This is a genomic window from Pseudomonas capsici, from assembly GCF_017165765.1.
Lineage (GTDB): Bacteria > Pseudomonadota > Gammaproteobacteria > Pseudomonadales > Pseudomonadaceae > Aquipseudomonas > Aquipseudomonas capsici.
In genome coordinates, this window is sequence record NZ_JAFGZD010000038.1 from 1 (window position 1) to 8,205 (window position 8,205).

At 60.3% G+C, this 8,205-nt stretch carries 1 protein-coding gene; it reads right to left on the bottom strand.

The genetic code is table 11. The annotated features are described in order from the left end of the window. On the bottom strand, positions 1–8,205 hold an 8,205-nt coding region (locus JSY17_RS25330; protein ID WP_206403361.1), incomplete at both ends, for a non-ribosomal peptide synthetase.

The following is an 8,205-nucleotide window of genomic DNA, read 5'->3' on the forward strand; positions in this document are numbered from 1 at the left end:
CAGGTCATGGACGGAGCTGTCGCGTGGATAGTCCGTCGCGCTGTCGTTGAAGCGGTGCAGCAGTTGCTCGCGCTCGGCATCCGGCATGACCGAAATGGTCTGCAGTCTGCTTTCCGGTTGTTGCTCCAGCGCCTCGACCAGACCCGCCAGTGCCGTGCTCATATAAGCCACCACGCGCTCGGCACCAATGCCTTCCTGCACCAGCACGGTCAGATCGAAACCTTCACCTTGATCGTCCACCGACAGGGTCAACGGATAGTTGGTACGCTCCTCGCCTTTCAGCGGCTCGATACCTTCCCAGGCCGGCGACAGACGATGCTCGATGACTGCGGCAGTGTAGCGGTAGTTGAGCAACGCGCTGAACAGTGGCGTTGAAGCCGGTACGCCGCTGCAACGCCGAGCCAACGCCAATGGCGCATGTTCGTGGGCCAGCAAGGCACTCAGGCTGTCGTGAGTTTGACGGACACTCGCCCGTACCTCACTGGCGCCCAGTTTCAGGCGCAAGGGCAAGGTATTGATAAACATGCCCAGCGCCCGATCGGCGCCTTCACCACCACTCAGGCGGCCCATCAGCACGGTGCCGAACACCACATCGTCACGACCACTGGCGGCACTCAACACTTGCCCCCAGGCCAGATGATGCAAGGCCGCCACACTGACACCCAGTAACCGCGCCTGTACCCGCAAGCGCAGACTCAGGTCTTTATCCAGAGAGGCGCGGTGTTCTTCAATGGCGCGGCCTTCACCTAGCACTTCATGCAGACCGAACGGCAGCGTCGGCTCTTCAACATCACCGAGCAGGCCGCGCAGGAAGGTTTCATGCTCCTGCTGCGATACGCCCAGACGCGCCTGGGCCACATAGTTGCGATAAGGCACCGGCTCGTTCAGCTCCTGCGCCGTACTCAGCAGATAAGCTTCCATCTCCTGGTGCACCACTTCCAGCGCGGTGTGGTCCATGACCAAATGATGGAACAGCAGCAAGGCCAACCAGCGCTGATTCGCCGGATCACGGGCATAGTGCAGACGAAGCAGCGGTGCCTGACCAACGTCCATACGGTGCTGGCGGGCATCGAAACGGGCGTGCAACTGACTGCCGATATCGCCTTGAGCCGGATCCAGCTCAAGGGCTTCAACTTCCAGACGGGCCTGGCGCCAGACAACTTGCACTGGCTCGTCCAGTCCCTCCCAGAACAACGAGGTGCGCAGAATATCGTGACGATCGATCACGGCTTGCAGCGCGCTGGCGAAATGGCTTAACCGCTCTTCGCTATCGAAGCCAAAAACACTCTGCAATACGTATGGATCACCGGCTTCGGCTGTGAGGTGGTGATAGAGAATCCCTTCCTGCAGCGGTGCCAGCGGGTAGATATCCTGAATATTGGCCGCGCCGCCCGGAATGGCAGCGATAACCTGTTCCAACTGCTCTTCACTGATCCTCAGCAGTGGCAACATCTCAGGGGTAATTTGCGTGCAACCCGGCTCGATCAGGTTGGCCGGGACACGGATTTCCGTGCCACTGCCCACCGCAGCCGCCAAGGCCATCAACGTCGGCTGGCTGAACAGCACGCGTACATCGGCGCTCAACCCTTGCTGACGCATCTTCTCGATCAGCTTCACCGCCAGCAGCGAGTGGCCGCCCAGTTCGAAGAAGTGATCGTGACGCCCTACACGCTCGACCTGCAGCACCTCGGCCCAGATCTGTGCCAGGGTGGTTTCGGTTTCGCCAATCGGCGCTTCGTAGCCACGGCTGATCAGCGCTTGCAGATTCGGGGCCGGCAAGGCTTTGCGGTCCAGTTTGCCGTTTGGTGTCAGCGGCAGTTTGTCCAGATGCACATAGGCCGCCGGGACCATGTATTCCGGCAACTGACCTTGCAGATGGGTTTTCAGGGTTTCCAGATCAGCGGGTTGGTCCGTCGAAGTGAAGTAGGCCACCAGACGCTTGTCACCCGGCACGTCCTCACGGGCCATGACCACCGCTTCCTTCACGCTTTCATGGCGCGCCAGCTTGGCTTCGATCTCGCCCAGTTCGATACGGAAACCGCGGATCTTCACCTGATCGTCGTTACGCCCCAGGTATTCGATATTGCCATCGGCCAGCCAGCGACCCAGGTCACCGGTGCGGTACATCCGCGCTCCGGCATTGAACGGATCGTCCAGGAAGCGTTCGGCAGTCAGATCATCACGGTTCAGATAGCCACGGGCCACACCGGCACCGCCGATATAGATTTCGCCCGGCACCCCCAAAGGCACTGGCTGACGATGCTCGTCCAGCAGGTAGAACTGGGTATTGGCCACCGGCTTGCCGATATGCGGTGCAAAGCCGTCTTCGCGGTCCATTGCCACCCAACTGGAATAGGTGGTGGTTTCCGACGGGCCATACAGGTTGCACAGGCGTTTGACGGCCGTTTCGGCAAACAGCTTCTCGACCAGCGAACCTTTGAGCGCTTCACCCGCCACGTTGACGGTATGCACGCCCAGCCCCAGACCGCCCGATTCCAACAGCGCTTTCAGCGCCGAAGGCACAGTGTTGATCAGGGTCACATCATGCTCGCCCTCTTGCAGAGCCAGCACGTTCTTCACTACTTCTATACGCCCGCCCGAGATCAGCGGCGCAAAGCACTCGTAGACCGCCAGGTCGAAGTTCAGCGAAGTCGAGAACAGGGTTTTGGCCAGCACTTCCGGTGCAAAAGACTGCTGAGCCCAGGTCAGGAAGTTGACCGTGTTGCGGTGCTCGATCATCACGCCTTTCGGCAAGCCAGTGGAACCCGAGGTGTAGATCACATAAGCCAGATGAGCTGGCGTCAGCCCTTCGACCTGCGGATTGGAGACGGATTTGTCCTGCCAATCGGGCTGATCCAGATTGATCACCGGCACACCCGCCGCCGAGACCAGTTCCAGAGTCGACGATTGCGCCAGCACTGCCGCCGGAGCGCTGTCTTCCAGCATGTAGGCGATACGCTCAGCCGGATACGCCGGGTCCAGCGGTACATAACCGCCGCCAGCCTTGAGAATAGCCAGCAGACCGACCACCATTTCGATTCCGCGCTCGACACAGATGCCCACCCGCGAATCCGGTTTCACACCCTGACTGCGCAAGTGATGCGCCAGTCCGTTGGCCCGCTGATTCAGTTCGGCGTAGCTCAGACACTCATCGCCAAACACCAGCGCAACCGCATCCGGAGTACGCTCGACCTGAGCCTCGAACAGGCCATGAACGGTCTGATACAGCGGGTACTCGGCAACCGTAGCGTTAAAAACATGCAGCAATTGCTGGCGCTCGGTTTCAGGCAGGATTGACAACCCATGCAGTTCAGCTTCGGGCGTCTGCTCCAGGGCGGTAGCCAGGCTCACCAGTGTCTGCTGCAGATAATCCCCGATACGTCCGGCACCGATGTGCGCCGCAGTCATGATCGAGAACCCGAAATCCTGCCCCTTGTCGTCCACCGACAGGGTCAATGGATAGTTGGTGCGCTCCTCACCGACCAATGCCCGAATACCTTCCCAGGCATCGTTTGCGCTGTTGTCTTCTGAGCGGTTTTCCAGGTGACGATAGTTGAGCAAGGCGCTGAACAGCGGCAGCGGCGCTTCCACCCCGCTGCAGCGCTGAGCCAGAACCAGTGAGGCATGTTCATGGCCCAACAAGGCAGTGAGCATGGCATGAGTTTTCTTCACGCCGGTGCGAACCGCGTGATTCCCCAGACTTACCCGCAACGGCAAGGTATTGATGAACATCCCCAATGCACGGTCGGCACCTTCGCCGCCCTGCATCCGCCCCATGAGTACGGTACCGAATACCACATCGTCCTTGCCGGTGATCCGCGCCAGGACCTGTGCCCAGGCCAGATGGTAAAGACTGGCCATGCTGACCCCGAGGCCTCGTGCCTGATGGCGCAGCCGACGGGTCAGGTCGCCATCGACAACCTGACGAACCTCTTCGATACCACTGCCATCGCCCTGCACATCGCGCAGATCGAAGGGCAAAGTCGGCTCGTCGATATCACCGAGCATGTCGCGGAAAAAGGCCTCATGGTCCTCATGACTGACACCTAGCCGGGCTTGCGCCACATAGTTGCGGTAAGGCACCGAGGCAGCCAGGGTATGTTCACGTCCCTGCATGAAGGCTTCGATCTCACGGTACAGCACCGCCAGCGAGGTCGCATCGTCGATCAGGTGATGGAACAGCAGGATCGCTACCCAGCGGTTATTGCCCGGATCCTGGGCATAGGCAATACGCATCAGCGGTGCCTGGCGAATATCCAGTCGACAGTGACGCGGATCGAAACGGGCGTGCAACTGGCTGGCGATATCGCCCTGCACCAGATCCAGGGTCACGACCTCGACACTCAGCTTCGCCTCGCGCCAGACCACCTGCAGCGGCTCGCTCAATCCTTCCCAGAGCACGCCGGTACGCAGGATATCGTGGCGCGCAATCACGGATTGCAAAGCCTGGGCAAAAGCCTCGATACGCGCCACGCCATCGAATTCGAACAGCACATATTGCAGGTAGGGATCGCCCTCGGCAGCCGCCAGATGGTGATACAGAATCCCTTCCTGCAACGGTGCCAGGACGTAGATATCCTGAATATTGGCCACGCCACCCGGCACACAGGCCACGACGCGGTCTATAGCCTCCTGATCCAGATCTGCCAGCGGCAACATGTCCGGAGTGATGTGCTTGCAATCTGAAGGAATCCGATTGGCCGGCACCACGATTTCTGCCTGCCCACCCACCGCGGCGGCCAGAGCAGCCAGCGTTGGCTGGCCAAACAGCACACGCACATCGGCACTGAGGTCCTGCTGGCGCATGCGCTCGATCAGCTTCACCGCCAGCAGCGAATGGCCGCCCAGCTCAAAGAAGTGGTCATGCCGTCCCACTTGCTCGACGTCCAGCAACTCCTGCCAGAGTCGGGCAATGATCGATTCGACCTCGCCCTGTGGCGCTTCATAGGCACGACTGGCGAGTGCCGATTGATCCGGCGCAGGCAGCGCCCTGCGGTCCAGCTTTCCATTCGTGGTCAGCGGCAGAGCGCCCAGAAGCACATAGGCTGCCGGAACCATATAATCCGGCATCTGTCTCTGTAGGTGGCTGCGCAACGATTCAACATCGGCTTCAACGTCCGTGGCGGTGAAATAAGCCACCAGGCGCTTGTCACCAGGCACATCCTCTCGTACCAGCACCACAGCATCTTTTACCGCAGCATGAGTTGCCAGCTTCGACTCAATCTCGCCCAGTTCGATACGGAAACCGCGAATCTTCACCTGATCGTCGTTACGCCCCAGATAATCCAGGCTGCCTTCGGCGGTCCAGCGCGCCAGGTCACCGGTGCGGTACAGCCGTGCGCCTGGACGCTGGCTGAACGGGTCGGCAATGAAGCGCTCTTCATTCAGTTCAGGACGGTTCAGGTAGCCACGGGCCACGCCAGCACCACCGACATACAGCTCACCAACCACACCGACCGGCACCGGCTCACGATTGGCATCCAGCACATAGGTCTGCAAATCGGGGATCCGCACACCGATCGGGCTGACACCGGCCTGCAAGGCATCCGCCGCTTCCAAGGCACGATAAGTCACGTGCACCGTGGTTTCGGTGATGCCGTACATGTTCACCAGTTGGGTGCCAGCATTGATGGCTCGGGCATACCAGGGCTTGAGAATCCCGGTTTCCAGAGCCTCACCACCAAAGATCACCTGACGCAACGAATGCGCCTGCGAGCTTTCGCCCTGAGCCGCAATCAACTGCCGGAACGCGCTTGGCGTCTGGTTCAACACCGTCACCCCAGCCTCACACAGCAAGGCATAGCATTCCTGCGGCGAGCGGCTGACCAGTTGCGGCACGATCAGCAACTCGCCACCGTGCACCAGCGCACCCCAGATTTCCCAGACCGAGAAGTCGAAGGCAAACGAGTGGAACAGTGCCCAGACATCGGTCGAACCGAATTCGAACCACGACTGGGTGGCCGAGAACAGCCGTGCCACGTTGCGGTGCTCGATCTGCACGCCCTTCGGCAAACCGGTGGAGCCCGAGGTATAGATCACATAGGCCAGATGCGAAGATGCCAGCCTTGGAACTTGCGGATTGGAGACGGATTGCTCCTGCAAACGGATATCGTCCAGATTGATAACCGGCACCGCGCCAGCCGACAACACGTCCGCTGTATTTTCCTGAACCAGCACCGCACGCGGCGCGCTGTCCTGCAACAGATAGGCCAGACGCTCGGCCGGGTACGCCGGGTCCATCGGTACATAACCGGCACCGGCCTTGAGGATGCCCAGCAGCCCTACGATCATTTCCAGACCGCGTTCGACGCAGATCGCCACCCGATCGTCCGGGCCGATACCCTGTTCGATCAGACGATGGGCCACCTGGTTGGCACGAGCGTTGAGTTCGCCATAGCTCAACAGACGGCCTTCGAAACGAATCGCCGTGGCTGAAGGTTGTTTTTCGGCCCAGCCTTCAACGGCGCGGTGAATCAGCAGGTCATCGGCATAGGTCGCGTCACTGACATTCCACTTATGCAGCAGTTGCTCACGTTCGCTGTGCGGGAGAATCGAAAGGCTGTTCAGCGGCTTTTGCGGCATCTGTTCCAGCGCATCGACCAGTTGCTCCAGTGCAGAGCGCATATAGCCAATGACCCGGTGCGCGCCTATCTGAGCCAATACCTGCACAGTAACGCTGAATCCGTCCCCCAGATCGTCGACGTTCAAGGTCAGTGCATAATTGGTCCGCTCTTCGACATGCAAGGTATCGATACCCTGCCAGGCCGCCTGGTCGACAGCACTGACCTCAAGGGTGCTGTGCCGGTAATTGAGCAAGGCGCTGAACAGTGGCGTCCCGGCGGCTACGGCACTGCAACGTTGCGCCACGGCCAGCGAGGCATGTTCGTGAACCAGCAGTCCGCTCAGTTGCTCATGCACCTGCCTGACGCCATCCGCAACGGAATGCTCCCCTACTCTGACGCGCAATGGCAGGCTGTTGATGAACATACCCAGGGCACGGTCAGCCCCTTCGCCGCCCTGCATCCGGCCCATCAATACAGTGCCGAATACCACATCGTCACGACCTGAGGTCGTCGCCAGTACCTGAGCGAAAGCCTGATGCACCAGGCTCGCGGCACTGACCCCGAGAGTCCGGGCCTGAGTCCGCAGGCGGCGACTCAGATCGTCGTCCAGACGTTCGGACTTTTCTTCCACGCCTCGACCGTCGCCCTGAACATCGACCAGACCAAACGGCAGCGTCGGTTCATCGATGTCGCTCAGCATGTTGCGGAAAAACGCTTCATGAGCGCCGGGGTCAACACCCAGACGGGACTGCGCCACGTAATTGCGATAAGGAATGGCTTCGACGAGTGTGTGCTCCTGCCCGGTCAGACAGGCCTGCATATCCTCGCGCACCACCTCCATGGCGGTATGGTCGAGCACCATATGATGGAACAGCAGCAGAGCGACAATACGCTGGTGCTCGGCATCGTAGGCACTGATCAGACGCATCAGGGGAGCCTGCCCGAGATCGAGGCGGTAATGCCGTGGATCGAAACGCTGCTGCAATTGGCTGCTGATATCGCCTTGTGCCGGATCCAGCTCAAGGGTTTCCATGCTCAGACTGGCTTCGCGCCAGACAACCTGCACCGGTTCATCCAGACCTTCCCAGACCAGCGAAGTACGCAGGATGTCATGGCGTTTGATCGAGACCTGCAGGGCCTGGACAAAAGCGTTGAAACGTTGCTGGTCACGCAGGGCAAATACCGATTTGAGCACATAGGGATCGCCCTGCTCGGCGGCAAGGAAGTGATAAAGAATGCCTTCCTGCAACGGTGCCAGAGGGTAGATGTCCTGAATATTGGCCGCACCGCCCGGCACAGTGGCCACGATACGGTCCAGAGCGGCCTGATCTAGACGAACCAGCGGCAGCAATTCAGGGGTGATGCGGGTGCAGCCCGGCTCGATCAGATTGGCCGGCACCACAATCTCACGGTTCTGGCCAACGGCAGCGGCAAGCGCCGCAACAGTCGGCTGACTGAACAGGATTCGTACATCCGCCGACAGCCCCTTGCGGCGCATGCGCTCGATCAGGGTCACTGCCAGCAGCGAGTGACCACCCAGCTCGAAGAAGTGATCGTGACGCCCTACGCGCTCGACCTGCAGCACCTCGGCCCAGATCTGCGCCAGGGTGGTTTCGGTTTCGCCAATCGGCGCTTCGTAGCC